13 protein-coding genes are annotated in these 15,147 nt (G+C 31.6%); 6 read left to right on the top strand and 7 right to left on the bottom strand.

Annotated features, from left to right (window positions below):
- The first annotated feature begins 11 nt into the window (after positions 1-11).
- The 5 genes from CQA53_RS02800 (at position 12) to CQA53_RS02780 (ending at position 5,020) form a co-directional block, all read left to right on the top strand.
- Complete coding sequence (locus CQA53_RS02800) at positions 12-686, top strand: hypothetical protein (RefSeq protein WP_115542503.1); 675 nt, start codon at positions 12-14, stop codon at positions 684-686.
- A 256-nt stretch (positions 687-942) separates the two neighbouring features.
- Complete coding sequence (locus CQA53_RS02795) at positions 943-2,370, top strand: sodium-dependent transporter (RefSeq protein WP_115542502.1); 1,428 nt, start codon at positions 943-945, stop codon at positions 2,368-2,370.
- 38 nt (positions 2,371-2,408) lie between these two features.
- Positions 2,409-2,753 carry a hypothetical protein gene (locus CQA53_RS02790; RefSeq protein WP_115542501.1) on the top strand — a complete coding sequence of 115 codons (345 nt, stop codon included), beginning with the start codon at positions 2,409-2,411 and terminating at the stop codon, positions 2,751-2,753.
- 52 nt (positions 2,754-2,805) lie between these two features.
- On the top strand, positions 2,806-3,984 hold the full coding sequence (locus tag CQA53_RS02785; RefSeq protein WP_115542500.1) for a pyridoxal phosphate-dependent aminotransferase: 1,179 nt from the start codon (positions 2,806-2,808) through the stop codon (positions 3,982-3,984).
- Positions 3,985-4,174: 190 nt separating this feature from the next.
- Entirely contained in the window at positions 4,175-5,020 is an 846-nt protein-coding gene (locus CQA53_RS02780; RefSeq protein WP_181882332.1) for a thiamine phosphate synthase, read from the top strand.
- 93 nt (positions 5,021-5,113) lie between these two features.
- On the opposite strand, the gene CQA53_RS02775 is transcribed toward CQA53_RS02780, so the two are convergent.
- The gene (locus CQA53_RS02775) at positions 5,114-6,292 is read right to left on the bottom strand and encodes a 7-cyano-7-deazaguanine synthase (RefSeq protein ID WP_281271161.1); all 1,179 of its coding nucleotides are present in this window, start codon (positions 6,290-6,292) and stop codon (positions 5,114-5,116) included.
- A 262-nt stretch (positions 6,293-6,554) separates the two neighbouring features.
- Between CQA53_RS02775 and CQA53_RS02770 the strand changes: the two genes are divergently transcribed.
- The gene (locus CQA53_RS02770; RefSeq protein WP_115542498.1) at positions 6,555-7,061 is read left to right on the top strand and encodes a hypothetical protein; all 507 of its coding nucleotides are present in this window, start codon (positions 6,555-6,557) and stop codon (positions 7,059-7,061) included.
- A gap of 269 nt (positions 7,062-7,330) precedes the next feature.
- Here CQA53_RS02770 and CQA53_RS02765 read toward each other — a convergent pair whose 3' ends face one another.
- From CQA53_RS02765 to CQA53_RS02740, 6 genes are all read right to left on the bottom strand, one after another.
- A complete protein-coding gene (locus CQA53_RS02765; protein ID WP_115542497.1) occupies positions 7,331-8,515 on the bottom strand; it encodes a glycosyltransferase family 9 protein in 1,185 nt (394 codons plus the stop codon).
- A 226-nt stretch (positions 8,516-8,741) separates the two neighbouring features.
- The gene (locus CQA53_RS02760; RefSeq protein ID WP_115542609.1) at positions 8,742-9,158 is read right to left on the bottom strand and encodes a bactofilin family protein; all 417 of its coding nucleotides are present in this window, start codon (positions 9,156-9,158) and stop codon (positions 8,742-8,744) included.
- Positions 9,062-10,033 (bottom strand): M23 family metallopeptidase, encoded by a 972-nt coding sequence (locus CQA53_RS02755; protein WP_115542496.1) that lies wholly within the window; start codon positions 10,031-10,033, stop codon positions 9,062-9,064. The genes CQA53_RS02760 and CQA53_RS02755 overlap by 97 nt, the downstream gene beginning before the upstream one ends.
- Before the next feature lie 10 nt (positions 10,034-10,043).
- Positions 10,044-11,159 (bottom strand): murein hydrolase activator EnvC family protein, encoded by a 1,116-nt coding sequence (locus CQA53_RS02750; protein WP_115542495.1) that lies wholly within the window; start codon positions 11,157-11,159, stop codon positions 10,044-10,046.
- Between the two features lie 21 nt (positions 11,160-11,180).
- Positions 11,181-12,497: a glutamate ligase domain-containing protein gene (locus CQA53_RS02745; RefSeq protein WP_245945599.1), complete on the bottom strand. Its 1,317-nt coding sequence runs from the start codon at positions 12,495-12,497 to the stop codon at positions 11,181-11,183.
- A 272-nt stretch (positions 12,498-12,769) separates the two neighbouring features.
- Positions 12,770-15,070 carry a TonB-dependent receptor gene (locus CQA53_RS02740; RefSeq protein WP_115542494.1) on the bottom strand — a complete coding sequence of 767 codons (2,301 nt, stop codon included), beginning with the start codon at positions 15,068-15,070 and terminating at the stop codon, positions 12,770-12,772.
- Positions 15,071-15,147 lie beyond the last annotated feature (77 nt).

Below are 15,147 nucleotides of genomic sequence, written 5' to 3'. Positions count from 1 at the left end.
TTGAGGAAGATATGAAAAAATATGCTATTGCAATATTTATTAATAGTAAGCAAGTTTTTTATCATATTTATCATAATTTACGACTATGTAATTTTACATTAAAATATATATTTTTGTGCGGATTTTTTGTTTTCTTTAATTTGCAAGCACAGACTAACACAAATATTCCATTATCCGCATATCAATCATACGATATTCCTATTAAATCTACTTTTATTGATAGGCTTTTATGGAGGATATTTAATTACAAAAAATTTGCAATTCCTGAACCAAAATGCGATCTTTTATGGCAAGATGAAATTTGCACTGGAGATTTTATGTGTTATGCCTCAAAATGTTTTTATCAATCTATGCGAACGGAAACACTATATGCTTCCATACTTCATGATTCTATTGAACGATTAAGGGGCGATGGCACACCAAAATCCTATGAGATAATTGCACAACTCACAAAAATTCTTGAGTTTGGTTTGCCGTTTGATAATAAAAAACATGAGTTTAATTTTGTGAATTCAGATAGTGTAAAATGTCAGTATTGGTTATGGAAAAAAGATTCAGAAACACTTGAGTTGAATCTTACAGGTTGTGAAAAAGATAAAAAAAAGATTTATACTTTTATTGAGAAACAAGAAGAGATACCAGCAAAAAGAGGTGTTATTGAATTATATAATTATATTGCATACTAAAAGATTCTAAAGTTTTTAATTTAAAATAAAGAATCTGAAACTAAAAAGCCTTGCATGGTTCTTTATACCATACATATAAAAATTATACAGAGCTGTTTTATATCTCCCCAAAATTAATTAATTTTTGCTGTTTTGGTATATTTTTACTAAAAAGATGCCGTATTTTACTTAATTATCAATAAAGATTTGCTACATTTATATATCAATATATTGTAAAGTGGCTTTTTCAGTATTGGCTTACTTACAAGGAGAAGAAATGACAAATTTTTCTAAAATAGGTTTCATTATGGCAACTCTAGGTAGCTCCATCGGGCTTGGACATATTTGGAGATTTCCTACTATGGCTGGACAAAATGGCGGTGCAGCTTTTATCCTCCTTTTCTTAATTATTTCTGTTGCTATTGGTGTTTCCATGTTGATTGCCGAAATGTTGATTGGTAACAGAACAAGAACAAATGCACAAGATGCCTTTTATATTCTTGATGAGAGTAAGCATAAGAAATGGCATTTAGTTGGTTTAACAATTATTGGTGGTCCGTTGATTTTGACATTTTATTGTATAGTTTTAGGTTGGGTTGTATATTATCTTGCAATCATGAGCTTACATTTACCTGATAATATGACAGATTCTAAATTATTATTTGCACATTTAAAACAAAATTTTACTGCACAAATTATAAGTTTTGCTGTCGTGATTATCCTTACAGCGTATTTTGTTGCAAAGGGAGTAAAAAATGGTATTGAAAAACTGAATTTTGTGCTTATGCCACTACTATTTATCATTTTTATTGGATTATTAATTTATGCAATGACACTTGAACATTTTAGCGATTCATTTCATTTTATGTTTGCTCCTGATTTTAGTAAGATTACTGCTAAAACACTTATAGATTCTATGGGGCAGGTGTTTTTTTCCCTTTCTTTAGGTATAGGGATTGTTGTAACTTATGCGGCTTTTACTGACGAGAAACAGAATCTTTTTAATGCAGCCCTTTGGGTGCTAATACCCGGTATCATCATTTCAATTATTGCAGGACTAACAATATTTACTTTTGTGTTTGAATATGGGACAAAAGCCGATGTTGGAGAAGGTGAGGGTTTAGTGTTTATTACTTTACCTGTTATGTTTGGTAAGATGGGAACGCTTGGAAGTGTTATTTGTATGTTTTTTATGGTTGGTCTGGCTTTTGCTGGAATCTCTAGCACGATTTCGTTGCTTGAACCTTCTGTGAAGTGGCTTGAAGATAAAACAGGGAAAAATCGTGCTTTTCTTTCATGGGTTATGAGTGGAATAATCTTTATTGTTGGTTCAGTATTAATTCTTTCACTTGATGAGAATCATGATGAGTTAAGCTTCGGTGGAAAATCACTATTTGTTTGGGCAGATTGGATTAGTGCAAATATTCTGATGACTTTAGGTGGGATAATCACTGCACTTTTTGTGGGATTTGCTATTAAAACTAAACACCTTAGAGAATGGACAAAATCATATTTATCACCTTTAGAATTTACATTTTGGCTCTTTGCAATTAGAATCTTAGCACCATTAATGGTTGGTGCGATATTTATTTATCAGATTTATACGCTTATTTACCCACTTAAAACTGAGACAGCACAAATAGAAATAAATACACAAAAACAAGAATCAAGGCAAGATTATATTGTTAATTTTAAGCTGGTTTAATGAAACAATCCTTGTAAAATGTAGGTTTAGGAGATTAGATGACAACAAATTTTGCACTAGAAGGTTCTATTCAAGATCGAAAACTTAGTATCATTTGCACAGGAGTGGTGCAAGATTATGATGAGTTTAAAATTTTTAAAAATGATATGTTTGATATTGCACAAACTGATGAAATAGAACACCTAAAAGAAAAAGCATTTGATGAATTAGAGGTAAAATTTATAAATTCTTATCCTTTACCTACTTGTTTGATTGGTTTTTTTCTCAAGCTATCTGAGCGAGATCAAATTAAGGTAAATTTGATAACGAATGAAAATAAAATGTTAAGTTTTTTCATATCTGTTTTTTTAGATGAGAAATTAAATGTAAAATTGTTCTTGTAGTTGCTTTATTTTTGCTACTATAATAATAGAAAATATTTCATAAGGAGTTCTTATGCAACAATATTCAAGACGTATTCAAAGCTTGGGTGAGTCTGCGACCATTGCTGTTGCTACGCTTGCAAGAAAGCTAAAGGCGGATGGTAAAGATATTTTAAGCTTTAGTGCAGGAGAACCTGATTTTGATACACCACAGATTATTAAAGATGAAGCTATTCGTGCTCTTAATTGTGGCTTTACAAAATATACTTCTGTTGCAGGAGTTCCAGAGTTATTAGAAGCAGTTGCAAATAAGCTTAAAAGAGATAATAACCTTGATTATAATGCAAGTGAAATTATTGTTAGTAATGGTGCAAAGCAATCTTTGTTCAATACATTTCAAGCTCTTATTGATGAAGGTGATGAGGTGCTTATTCCTAGCCCATATTGGGTAACATATCCTGAACTTGTTACTTATTGTGGTGGTAAGCCAGTTTTTATCCCAACAAGTGAAGAGTATGAATTTAAAGCACGAAGCATAGATTTTGAGCGTGCCATATCACCAAGAACAAAAGCGATTGTGCTGACTAGCCCATCAAATCCAACAGGTATGATATATACGCGTGAAGAATTGGAATCTATTGCCCAGATTGCTCTAAATCATAACTTATGGATAATTAGCGATGAAATATATGAGAAACTTGTTTATGAAGGTAAATTTACAAGTATTGGTTCATTGAATGATAGGATATTGCAACGCACAATTACTATTAATGGATTAAGCAAGTCTGTGGCTATGACAGGTTGGCGTATGGGTTATGTTGCATGCAAAGATAAAACACTTATTAAATATATGAATAATTTGCAAAGTCAATGCACTTCAAATATCAATTCTATTACTCAAAAGGCTTCTATTCTTGCCCTGAATGGTGCTGCGGATGTTGATATTAACTATATGCGTGAAGCCTTTAAAGAACGTAGGGATATTGCATGTAACCTGATTGGTGAAATTCCGGGCATTAACATAAAAAAACCACATGGAGCTTTTTATCTTTTTATTAATATTCAAAATATTAGTGGATATAATGGGGACAGTATGAAATTGTGTAAGGCATTGTTAGAAAAAGTTGGTGTTGCTCTAGTGCCTGGTAGTGCATTTGGTATGGATGGTTTTGTTCGTATGAGTTTTGCGTGTGATTTGGAACAGCTTAAAGAAGGTTTTGTTCGCATTGCAAAATTTATAAAAGAATCTTGATTCTTGTAGTAAAACTAGCTTTATTCAAATTTATTTAAAGATTCAAAGAGTCGTAGAATTATTTTTTATTAGTGTATTAAGGTCTTATTAAAAATTTCACTGCAAAAAATACAGTAGAATAAAAGACAAAAATTCATGTATAATGTCGCGAAGTCGTTTTAAGAAAATAATACTGGGTAGACTTATTCTTATGTTTTGCTCCTATCTCATTGTATCAGATACATATTATGAAGATTCTCAGGCTGATATGTCGAATCATTTAATGTATTCTCTTAAGCAAGTTTATAGACACACACACAATATACTGCATATTGATTTTGCATGTTTTCGTTATCATAATACTGCTTTATTGAATTTTAATGAGACCAAAGCTTTACTTTCTTTTTTGCAAATATGTTATAAGTATGGCACAACTCCGATTATTAATCTTTCTTGTTATAAAATTGAGATTTTTTATGCACTTTTGATGCGAGGATTTTCACTTGGAATACACTTTAAAGAATCTGATATTTGCTTTCTAGAAAGTAATATTTGTAAAAAAATACGGCATGAAATAAATGTGGTGTGGAATTTTTTGACACAAAATAATCATGCCATGATTAAGGATTCTCTCTTGCAAAAAGAAAATATAATGTGTAATTATAAAATATTTTATGAGTATTACACAATGCTTTGCAACATGGATATTTTCAATGAAAAGTATAATAAACAGATATATCCTTTGAACAATATAAGCCTGAAACAAAGTTTTAAACAAGGCAAAATACCATTATTTTATAGTGCCCACTCGCTGAATGATCTCTATCAAGCATTTTCTGTGGGCATTGATTATGCTACCATTAGCCCAATTTATTATGATAAGGGAAATAAAGCTTTAGGAATTGATTTTATAGAATCTTTACCACCATCCCTTAAACATAAAACTTTTGGATTGGGAGGCGTTAATAATAAAAAGCGTATAGAAGAGATACAAAAAAGTGGGCTTAAAGGATTTGCCTCCATTAGCTTTTTCGCACAATTTCTTGAGAAAGAATAAAAATCTTTTTATTATAAGGAATTGTTCTTAATATAAATTATAAGTTTTTTCACTGAAATTGTTAAAAAGTTTTATCTTTGAAGCAAGATTCAATTATTTTAAAAATAAAAATTTACTTGTTTCCTCTCGAGGATAGGGTGATAACTTAAAATATTCATCGCCAATAGTAACTTTGTAATTTTGATTTGGGTCTGTTTTACAATAACTCAATACAATGCGTCCCGCCAATATTTTTTCAGAATCTGTCGCATTTTTATCAAGTAATGCTAAAGGACCTATTGCTTCTGGGATTATTTTATCCATTTTAGAGTGTGTTATATCAAGCTTTTTATTTTCTTCTTCATTGCGTGCAATCACGAGTTTTGCACCATTATCCAGCACCATATATCGCCCATTTTTAAAGAGAGCAATATCTTCAAAAACAACTTCTCTATGTGTCATCATATCTTTAATTTTTAATGTCACTGAAGTATCAGTCAGCAGACAACCACCACCCGGCTTTTCATGATATTTCCATCCATACTTTTTAAGCAAATCAAATTGGGTTTGCCTTCCTCTTCCACTTACTCCCAATAGATGTTCTCTATTTACCCAGCCCATTTTTTCTGGGAAGCTCTCTGGTAAGAGTTTTGCACTCATTGGACGCAACATCAATTCATCAAGGGTCCGTGGCTTTGTTATATCGTTTCCATCACGACTAAGGATAGAATCATATTTAGGATTTTCACCTATTTTTCTAATAAGACTTCGCACTTGATCAAGTGCATCTCGTCTTTGACTCTTTGGTCTTTGTCCCAAAACTTCTCCGCTTATTGCAAAATCTGCATTAAGTTCAAGCATTTTTGAGAATGCGTGAGAAAACATATTTGCATGACAATCGATACAAGGATTAAAAAATCGTCCATAGCCAAATTGGGGCTTAAAAAGTATATTATCAAAGAATTGTTTTGCTATATCAATTTGGATAAGTTCTGCACCAACCTGCTTAGCGGCATTGTGAAAGTATTCACTTTTATCTTTGTTGCTTCCAAAGCCAATATTAAAATTGAGTGCATATACTTTGATTCCTTGCTCATGAAGAAGTTGCATGGAAATCATAGAATCTAATCCACCACTAAATAAAGCAACAGCAGCTATTTGTTTAGATTTTTTAGCGGGATATTGTGAATCTTGTAGCTTGTATGTAGATGTGGCATTTATTTGTTGGGAATGTGTTGTTTGTTCTGACTCTAAAATGTTAGAATTCATATCACTTAAGGTTTTGTTTTGCATGACTGCTCCAAAAATAAGTTTATTGCAAAAAGAGAAATGGAATTATACAATATTTCTCTTTTTGTAAAGTATTTTTGAGGATATTAAAGTAAAATTTCTTTTGAAATAATTTTTAGAGTTCAAAATTGTTGTCTTTAGTTATGTCATTATAGAATCAAACGAATATAAAGTATTGCAATTCGCATTCTTTAAGAAAAATGAATCTTTATTGTTATTTTGTGATAAAATTATTTTATTATTAGATTAGTATAGGAATGCAGTGATGGTTATATTTAGGATTATGTTAGCTGTGTTCTTCTGTTTTTTGCTGGGGTGTAATAACTCTCAGCAAAAAACAGAAGAGGCACTTATACGAGATGCAAACACGGGTGTTCCAAATTTAGAACAAGAACAATGGCTCTTTAATACACAATATATCAAAACTATTGATGATTCAAGTTGGGAAAAAGTTATTCTAAGCGCATTGAATAACTACAAAGATTTTAAAATTGATTTTACTTTTATTTCAACAGGGAAGCCCCAAACATGTGGTTTATACGCAAAAGGAATTATGATTCATAGTATGATACAAGAAAAAGATACACAAAATAAGAAAAAATTTCTCCTGCGTCCAAATCTTATCCCCGAAACAACAATTATCTTTATTAAAGATAAAAATTCTCAAAAATCAAATACCATAACAATAGAAATCTCTAATATTGCAGCATTTATTGAATCTTGTGGTGTTGCACATCAATATGCAAATGGTGAATATGGTGTTGTGCAATAGTTGATATAAGTAATCCTGCAATTAAAATTATTCTATCCCCCTTCAATCTTTCGTGTAAGATTCTTTTAAAAAATTAAGCAATCTAAAGAAAAGGGAATTGTAATTTAAAATTTATATTACAGTGAAAATACAATAAATAATAGAATTCAAACTAATAGGGAAAAATGAACAGAAGTTATTCAAGTGAGGATTATCTTAGTAGTTTTATAGATTAATGTTGTTAATATGAACAACTTGATTAAAAAGTATTTTTCTCATAAAATTATACACTATTGCAGCGATAAAGCAAGGTTTAGTATTTCATCTGGGGTAATAAGCTTCATGCAATTGTGGTGTTGTAAGGGACATATCTTTTTTTTGCAAGGCACACAGGGCAAATGCTTTTGTACAGCAATAGTATTATCAATATAGTAGTACTCCTCTTGTTTTTTTATTGTGCAAATACTCCATGGACTACACCAAGCAAAAGGCATAGAACCAAAAATTATAACACTTGGAATCTTCAATGCTTTTGCAATATGAGTTGTTCCACTATCATTCCCAATATAGAGACTACATTCATAAAGTGAATTTATTAATTCTTGTAAGTTTGTTTTCCCGCTAAGATTCTCAATCGGAGATTCTAATGGGAGCATTTTCACTGCATTTTCATAAATAGTATTATTGTGTTTTAGTTCACTTTTTGCTCCATAGATTCTAACAGAATATCCTTTTTTTACAAAACTTATAATGATTTCAGTAAAATATTGTGGCAACCACATTTTTGAAATGCCATAACTCGCACCTGGACTAATTGCAACTATTTTTTTATCAAATGGTTTTTTCGTTGTAATTTGCGTGAAAAGCATAAGTTCTGGAGTTTGTGTGAAAAGCACATTTTGCACGAGACTTGCATTGGGATTATAATTTGGGTGTTTTTTTATTGAATCTATTGTTGTAGATTCTAAAATTTTTTTAAAAAAATCAGGTGGCAATACTGCTAATAGTAAATTAACATAGCTTAAAACTTGATGTTTGCAAACTGGGGAACGAGAACTAGAGAATTTTATAATATTGCTAAGTAAAAATTGCCTCAACCCAAGAAAATGTTTATCGCCATAACCCACAGAATATCTTGTAAAGATTTTAGAGAGTAAAAAAGCGGAAAAAAAGTTATTTTGTGTTGTTATTGCATAGTCAAATTGTAAAATATTTTGTTCTTTGAGGTAAAGATTAATATCGTATGCCAGTTTCTTGGTTGCCTTTAATCGCTTAAAAAATCCTCTTTGTTCTTTACTTTTATCAATAAATATTTTTATGATAAAATCATTAGTCGTAAAAATACTTGTGCTTAGGGCATTTCCTACCAAAACAAGTTTTGCTTGTGGATAAATAGTGTGTAAAAGGGAAATAGTCGGTGTGAGCATAACTGCATCTCCGAGCCAATTTGGTAACTTTACAAGCACATAATTCATTTTTACCTTTCATACCATTGTTGAGGCTCTTAGTATGTAAATACAAAAATCCATACTTATAATTATTGGAATCAAAACTATGGAATGTTATCAACACATAACCGCTCTCATCTCAATGATAAATTAAAGAACAATACAATTAAATATTCGAGCATAATCTACATATTAAGCATTATAGAAATAATCTCTTTTGTTTAAACTTTGTAAGGTTTTTTAATACAAGATTCTATTTTTTAATTTCTATACTAGGTGTTGCCTCTTTCGGTAAGACTTGTATGCCATCTTTAATATTATTTTTTGATTGTCCCAAGAACATGCCTTTGCGCTCGATTACCAACTCATCAGAAGTGATTGCACCTTCTAATCTACCATTGGCTAAAATCTCGATTGTCTTTGCCTCGACATTCCCTGTAACACGACCACTGATAATGACTTTTTGTGCATATACATCACCAATGATTAAACCTGTTTTTCCAACCATTACGGTATTTTTAGAATGAATAGTGCCCTCAAACTCGCCATCGGTATGAAAATGACAATCTGTTGTTATTTCCCCCTTGAATCTTGTATTTGCGGCGATGATTGTAGCTGCTCCTGTTTCCTTCCCATTAGGTTGTTTATTATCTCCAGCAAAGAAAGCCATGAGATTCTCCTTTCTTTTTCAAAAATTGAATTAAAATTTTGCATATCCCATTGAATAAAATTAATAGGATCAATGGGCTGTCCCAAGAATCTGATTTCGTAATGCAAATGGGGGCCCGTACTAGTTCCCGTAGAACCAGAAAGCGCCACCAGTTGACCTTTTTTCACAAACTCACCTCTCTGCACTTTAATATCATTTAAATGTGCATAATAAGTGCGAAATCCAAAAGCATGTGAAATTTTCACAAGCTTACCATAACCACCATTGCCACTATTGCTTGCCCAATCTATTACACCATCTGCAGTTGCATATACAGGCGTATTCATCGGAGTTGCCATATCTATCCCTGTATGAATATGATAGATTTTTAAAATAGGGTGATAACGTTTACCATAAGGTCCAGAAATACGCAATTCAATATCCAATGGTTTACCATTTGGGATAAATTTCATAATAAAAGACTTTTGTAATGCAGAAATTGAGGTAGTGTCCATTCTTTCCATCAAACTAAAATCATCACTCTCAAGCAATGTCTCTTCGCCTACATCATCTTTTTTAACACCAATAACACTTTCAATAGTTTCAAATTTATCGCCCACAAGTGCTATTTCCTCATCTTTTTCTTGCACTACTTTGTTAAGGTGTTGATTATGCTTTTGCATATCAGCAAACTCTTTTAATAAATAATTATTGCGGTTTTTCGTTTCTTCAATCTCCTTGTTAATGATGGTAATACTTGCATAAATAAATAATCCTAAGGTCAAAATAAATACAAGCACATAAGCACTTAATTGCTTAAAAATCATATCAACATTAATATATTTTGATCCATGCAGATCAGTTATCATAATAACCAAACGCCTATCAAACTTCATTATATGCTACTTATTTTTGAAAATTGACAATAGTCTTTTGAACTATTTTATCATTTATTGAAATATCATGTGTTGTGAGTTGATTTGTGGTAGTGGCATTAAAAGCTTGCTTTGATAGGGTATTGTTAGTATTTGAGTTAGAGATAAGATTTTCCACACCATTATATGCAAAATGCGTTGAAATATCATTCAGTTTCACAATATCATTTAATGCCCACATAAGACTCTTAATATCAATGTTTGTATTTTTCTTAGGGTCAAAAATAGATTTGAAATTATGTTTATCCCAATCAATGAAAGAAAGCGTATCTAAGCTTTCGCTTAAGAATCTTACTTCATAATAAAGGCTTGTGTGACTTTTACCCGGACTAGGCGTTGTATAGCCTATAATATCACCTCTGCTCACAAAGTCTCCCTTTTTTACATTTACCGCAGTAAGATTTGTGTAAGCAGTGCTAAATCCCAAAACATGAGATAATCGGACAAGATTACCATAACCATATCGTTGATTGTTTTCACGAGTAGATTCTACAATGCCATCAGCTGTGGCAAAAACAGGTTCACTTTTGCCTGTGTAATAATTATATCCCATATTTGCAACATTTTGTGTTGGATAATTCCCTGTATTTACAAGCACATATAATTCTTTCGATATTCCGCTGGTTTTTTGTTTCATTTCAAAGAGATTTACTGGATTTCCATTTGGAATAATTTGTAAAATAGTCGCTTTTTGTGTGGTGGCTAAATTTTGCAAGTCTATTTCTTGTAGTTTATTATTTTCACGATTAAAAGCATATAAACTCATCATTTTTTCTAAATCATTTATTTTATCACGCATAACTTGGAGTTCTTCGGACTTACTTTGTATGTCGTCTTGCAAAAATACATTTTGCTCATGCATACTCTGAAATTGTTTGTATGTTTCTTGTTTGGTAACCGTGATTTGATCGAGTTTCTCAATAAAAATCGACATTGCAAAATATCCCGCAATAATACTGCAAAACAAAAATAAAAAACCATATGCAATTACTCTCTGCATGACTTTTGCCATTGTGAATTGTCGTGAGCCATTTTCATCAACAATAGTAATCGTAAGAGTTTGCTTGATTTTTTGTATATCTTTCATTTTATTTCCCAAAAACTAAATTTATGATTTTGCAATATTCATTATATTATATATACGCAAGAAGCATTCCACAAGTGAAAAACTTCCAAAAACTAAATAGTATTGTTTTGATTGTAAAAAGGAATCCTTTGATTCTATCAAATTTTTATAAAACTCGTCAAGCCTTTTTCTCTTTTTTACGTAGCTTTTCTTATTTGTTGGATAAAAAAACTCATAAGGAATATTTAATTTTAATAGAATCTCTCGCATTTCTTTTGGATTTAAAATTCTTGGGTTGTTTACATTAAGAATAATAATTTTTGTAATGTTATGCTGAAAAATACTGAGTATTTTTTCAATTTCTTTTCCTCTATAACTATTATAAATAAGAATAAATTTTTCGTTTTTAAAACATTTTTTTGCTTCTTGTAGTATGGCTTCCGCTGCCATTTCATTGTGCCCAACATCAATAATAAGATTTTCTTGGATTTTCTCAAACCTACCTCTTAAATTTAATCTTGCACGAAGTAATGGAATCTGTAATGATTCTAAAAAAAGATTAGCAAATGCAAGATTTTCTTGTAAAAATACCGGAAGATTATATTGTTTTATATATTCTTGGACAACTTGTTTTTGTATGTTATTTTGAGAAAGGTATGTGATCTTATGTTGCTTTACGTCAGATTGTTTCTGAGAATCTTGAATGACATGTGATTGTGGTGAAAAAGATTCTGTATGTAAACAATTATTTGATAAAGACATAGAATCCATATTACTAAAAAGTTCAAGCACCAAATTTTCTTGAAAATGTGTCCAGATATTTCCCTGTGCCGCACGCAATTTTGTAAGAGCAATTTTCTCCAAAGAGTCTCCAAGCAAATCCTTGTGATCAATACCAATCCGAGTAAATAAAGTATCTTGATACTGAAGAACAGAAGTGCTATCATATTCTCCTCCAACACCCGCCTCCATAATAAGATACTCGCATTCTTGTGCTAACACGATAGCTAAAAATGTTGCATACTCGAAATAACTTGCCTCGCACATGAAATCAAATTGTTGCAAAAAGTTATGTGCTTGTTCTAATTGTTCTAAACTCACAATTGAATTATTTAAATGGAATCTTTCTCGAAATTCAAGTAAATGTGGGGAAGTAAAGTGTAATACACTATGATGAGATTCATAAAGGCTTTGTGCTATGAATCTACCTGTGCTTCCCTTGCCATTTGTGCCAATAATGTGGATATTATAGCTTGAGATGTTAATATGTGGTTGCAACTTTTTAAAAAGAATTGGCGCCCGTTTTGGATTGAAGTGTGCATACTCCATTGCTTTAGAATCCATATATTCATAAACCAAGTGTCCTCCTTCGGAACTACTTTAAATACAAGAGACTTTCTAACACAAATTCTTGTAGTGCTTGTGAATTGTGCAAAAACAAAAAATACATTCCCTAAATTCCACAATATTTTTTCTTAAAATTACCTTGCATAATATTATAACATTTGTTTTTTATATTTTCTCCCCTATGCGATTTGCATTCTTTAGACTAACTTTATAAATTGCATAATATTCTTTAATACATAGAAGATTCTCTTTACATTAACAATCTATTCCAATAAGAAAGAAAATTAAAACTTATACCCCAGTTGTGCGTAAGCACTTACCCCTGCAACTTGGTAGAAATCATAATAACGATAGTTTGTCATATTATAAAAGCTTACTGAAATATCAAGCCCATTATGAAAGCGATAACCTATTTTAAGATTAAGGCTAAATTGATCTTCATAATATCCATAAGTATTTCTAAGCGGAGTTGAATTTAAATCATTATTATAAAATGCTGGAACATAGAAAGCCCACAATGAACTATAGAATCCGCTTGGAGCATGAGACATGAAATTAAGCGAGAGGTTAAAGCTGTGCAATGGTGTTGCTGGAATCTGCTTACCTTCTGTTGTGGGTTTTGTAGGATTTTTGAGGACAATTGCACGCGTTAATGTATAGTTACCATCAAGTGTTAAACCCTCAAGAAACAATGGAATACTAAAAGCATACTCAATCCCTAAAATCCTACCTCTCCCTGCGTTGATAAATTTCCATGGATTATTTTCATCGCCACTGCCTTCACGATAAATCATATCCCTTAACTCAATTTGGAAATAATAAAGACTTGTTGTAAATTGCCCTTGCAATATTTTTGAATCTAGTGTATATTCTGTTCCTATATCAAAACTTAATGCACTCTCATGTTTAAGATTGGGGTTAATATCCCAATAGTTGCTAGCATGTGTAAATTGATATTTATCTCTCATTGTTGGCATGCGAAAGCCCGTGCCAATACTTGCTTTAAAAATTAAATTCTGTGTATTGGTTGAAAGTGGTTTATAGTTTATACCAAACTTTGGACTAAAAACAGATAAGCGGTTTTCCTCATTTGTAGTATTTTGTGATAATGCTTCTTGATTATAAAAATACCCATTAAAATTTTGCCAAAAATCATAACGCAATCCAATGTTGGTGCTAAGACTATCAAGCCATTGTGAATCTACATTAATATATGCTGAAGCCACAAGGGCGTCATTGCCAAAGTTACGATAAGAATCTGTGCGTGTATTTTTATCAAGCCAATTTGTCATATAGCGTTGATCTTGTGCATATTTATAATAACGAAATTGTAATGCTGCAGAGACACGATGATTATCAAAGTGATTGTCTTGATATATAATGTCTAAGTAATTACTACTTGAGTTTGTATCCTGTGTTTTCCCTGCACCACCATTGATTGTTCCGGGATTGTTAGCATTATCTCTATCAGCGTCTTGCCACCAGCTAAAAAGATTCATTGTTGAAAAGGCAATTTTAAGTGTAGAATCTTCAAAATCATGAATATAGTTAAGATTTCCAAGCAAATGCGAATAACTACCAATGCCACCAAGCCCAGAACCTATAAAATAGTTTTTATATGGTTTATCTGTAAGACAAATTAAATCGGTTGGATTGCCTTGAGAATCTTTTAAGAAGCTTGTATATCCACTAAAACGATAATAATGATTTGAGAAACTTAACATAGCAGAGATTGTATCGTTTTCACTTATATCATAACTTGTTTTTAGGCGAATATCATAGGTTTGTAATTTTCGTCTCCCACCTGTCCCAATAATAGTTTGTCCAGCATTATCAACATAATATCCGCTCAATCCACTATTTTGTGCGGTATTATCCCCATTTGCAAAATATGTAGGAAAGCCAGCCTCCATATCACCACGTGTATATCCCGCACTTAGTTTTACTTTAAATCGTTTATCAAAAAAAGCACTTCCAATGCTCCCATAGATTTTAAAAGTATTTTGATCTCCTTGTCCTTTTACTAGCTCATTACCATATCCTGTGATAAAGGTTGTTTCAAATTTATTTGGCATGGAGGTAATAAAATTGACTACACCTCCTATTGCTCCCGTGCCATAGAGACTAGCAAAGCTCCCTCTAGCGACCTCTACACGTTCTACATCATAGAGTGAAATTTGATTTAAGATTCTAGATTCACCTTCTAAATCACTTAGAATCACACCATCAAGCATAAGTAATGTACCATAATTGATTCCGCGTATTTTTACCTTTGGACGTGGATTAAAACTCACATCATTATCGATACGCACTCCTGGTAATCGTTTGATTGTATCAGTAATCTTAGTGTTTGGCATTGTCATGATACTCTTAGAATCTACTACACTCATATTTCCCGGAATTTTTGTAACATCACTTTGCAAGGTAGAACCTGTAGCGACAACTCCTTTAAGCTGATAGTGATTTTGTTGAATCTTTACTGAGGACTCTTTTTTATCTTGTTGAGAATCTCCAGTAATAATATCACGAGATTCTGATTGTGCAACAAGTAAAAAATTTTGGTTGTTTTTCGTTATGGTATCCAACTATTGTTTTTTGTGGTAAATGGAAAACAGAGTAAATTATCTTATTGTGTGGATTATATGTATTCTTTAGATTTACT

Source organism: Helicobacter didelphidarum (assembly GCF_003364195.1).
Classification (GTDB): domain Bacteria; phylum Campylobacterota; class Campylobacteria; order Campylobacterales; family Helicobacteraceae; genus Helicobacter_A; species Helicobacter_A didelphidarum.
The sequence above is the reverse complement of the archived record's forward strand: the minus strand, read 5'-3'. Positions and strand labels throughout refer to the sequence as shown.